This is a genomic window from Pseudoalteromonas sp. G4 (assembly GCF_028875915.1).
In the GTDB taxonomy this organism is placed as follows: Bacteria; Pseudomonadota; Gammaproteobacteria; order Enterobacterales; family Alteromonadaceae; genus Pseudoalteromonas.
Genome location: NZ_JAPEHW010000140.1, coordinates 1 through 2,417, shown reverse-complemented (window position 1 = coordinate 2,417; position 2,417 = coordinate 1). Strand labels below are relative to the sequence as shown.

Annotated in this window: 2 protein-coding genes; both read right to left on the bottom strand. The window is 36.4% G+C overall.

The window, feature by feature from the left end; all coding sequences use genetic code 11:
- Positions 1-335: 335 nt before the first annotated feature.
- Entirely contained in the window at positions 336-1,337 is a 1,002-nt protein-coding gene (locus tag ON073_RS20190) for a tetratricopeptide repeat protein (RefSeq protein WP_274763670.1), read from the bottom strand.
- 221 nt (positions 1,338-1,558) lie between these two features.
- Positions 1,559-2,203: a hypothetical protein gene (locus ON073_RS20185; RefSeq protein ID WP_274763669.1), complete on the bottom strand. Its 645-nt coding sequence runs from the start codon at positions 2,201-2,203 to the stop codon at positions 1,559-1,561.
- Positions 2,204-2,417: the final 214 nt, after the last annotated feature.

Here is a 2,417-nt window from a genome sequence, read left to right as displayed (position 1 = left end):
TATGTTCACATTTAAATTTTGTTTGAAGAATCAGTTTGATTTTTGGGGCGCCGAGGGATTCCAAAGGGAGGCCGGCGCTTTTGAGGTTAACGTTAAAATTCTTCCTTGAAGCTGGGTTACATCGGTCATCCCTGACCTCATTTCAAAGCACTGCGAAACTTCGTTTCGGTTGCTTTTCATCTTTGGCTGCCGTCGCCAGCACGACAAACATAGCAAAATTCATCTCGTTGCTTTAGGTGAAGGATTACTCTTTTCTATAAATATTCCATCAAACTAAGTCCGATACGATAGAGTTACAAACCTCAACTTAAACAAACTACTACTTAAACATTAAACTAACGAATTAGTTCACTTAATGCTCGTTTTATGTCTTTTTGAGTGGAGTTGTCATCGCTAAGGGTCAGTGCGTTTTGATAAGTACTTTTAGCTTTATTATTATCGTCTAGCGCTCGATACAATTCACCTAGCACCATTAAATATTCTATATGTTGCTTGTCTTTCACCTGTTCTTTACTTAACAAGTGTTCCATTGCATCAACCGCAAGTTGTTTATCACCATGTTGTTGCAATGCGAGATAAGCTGCTGATAAACAAGTATCTCGCCAAGTTGGTAATCGCTCTGGGATCACTTGCTCGATTTGGCACCCTTTTACAAATAAACGCTGTGCTTTCGCTTTAGCTGAGAACGTCCACAATAAATTTGCAGCTCTATGGATCAAAGCAACATTTTGCGGATGGTTTTGGCTAACCAATTCTACAGTTTGTAATGCGCGCTTTTTATTTTGCGTATTTTGAAGGTAATCCATTAGCGCCAAATTGTAGTAATGTGTATCCAGCTCTTTTAGTTTATCGACTATCACTTTCGAATCTTTTTTCTCTGAATCCCAAAAACTACTTTCGATCGCCAACGCCTTTGCAGCAGCTACTAAATATTTGGGGTTTTCGGGTGCTAACTCGGCAGCCTTAATAAAATGCGTATTAGATTTTTTCACTAAACCAAGTTTATTGAAAAGGTTCGACTGCTCTTTAATTTGATACCATAATTCACCCGCCATAAAATGCACCTCGGCATTATCTGGGTTGTTTTCAATTAGGGCGTTTAACAGTGTTTCTTTGTTATCAAGATTTTGTGCAACAGCAACAGCGACCGTCATTATTTCGCTATTAAGATTTTTTTCCTGTTGAGCGGCGAGTAACTCTGAGACTAGAGCATATTGACGATTATAAAAAGCGCTTTCAAGTTTTGAGGTTTGTAGGTCTGTTTGTTGTGCTTGCGTGATTACACTCAGCATTATAAGTAGCGCATAACTAGCGCGAATAATTATATTGGTAAGCATCTCTTTTCCTTAAGGCTCAATAAAATAAAGCGCGCTAATAACCAATTACCATTGGTCAAACTCTAAACTAAAACAGTCAATAGAGAATAAAAACTGTATGTATGTGACTTTCTGTAAATTTATGACCTCCCTAACCTCTGTCTCACAATAGTAAAAAATTTTAAGCACGAAAATCAGAGTATTTTTATATTTACGCCTTAAAAATACTCTGTAAATTTCATTTAAAAGCTAATGTTTGGATAGAAATACATTCCAGGAGAAAAACGGAAGCGCGCGTCCGCTAATATCAATTTTTCTTCTCCATGCTTTTTTGCCACCCGAATCGTAAATTCTTTTTCTTCGCTAGGGGTTTTATCTGAAGCAAGACTGGCATTTTTTATGAACCCTTCAGTATTAATCCAATCACTTAGGTCATTTGGTACAGCCTTAAATGAAACCAACCAAGCACCTGAAAGAGCTGTCGGTAACTTATCTTTTGACTCCTCTTTTAATACTTTTATATCTGTAGCGGTATAGCCTGAAGTATAACAAAAGCCTTCATTTTCAGAGTCATAAACAGCTTGACCTTTATCAGTCAACAAATACTCTTTGTTTTGATATTCAAGTAAACCAGCATCAGCAAATAGCATTAAAATATCTTTATTAACCTTTGCTGCAGAAGAGTCAATTGGAAAGCTTTTTAAAAGCGAAGATCTAGCACACCCTTTTTTGTTAACTTCTTGAGATAACAGTTCTTTAATTTCAGACTCACTTGGATTATTAGACCCACAACCATAAACACTCAGTAATAAAGCAACAACAACTCCGTGTCTCATAAATTTATCTCCATATAATTTAACTAAATTAAAAGCAGTCACAATGATCATGCTCAACTCAAGCACAACATCATAATCACTGACTAAAAAAGATACAAGAACATTGTTTTGTAACGATAATTCAAATCTTTTTCAAAAATTGAGGGGCAAGTCTTGGCATCTTGCACAATAACCCTTAACCCTTAAATACAGTTTTCAAGATTCACTCCTTCCCCCCTTAAATCAAACCTGAAAATACAATTTAAATGAATAATGCGAGACAGGG

Coding starts and splice junctions, on each gene's coding strand:
- ON073_RS20190 (WP_274763670.1), bottom strand. CDS start 1,337: ATGCTTACCAATATAATTATTCGCGCTAGTTATGCGCTACTTATAATG.
- ON073_RS20185 (WP_274763669.1), bottom strand. CDS start 2,203: ATGATCATTGTGACTGCTTTTAATTTAGTTAAATTATATGGAGATAAA.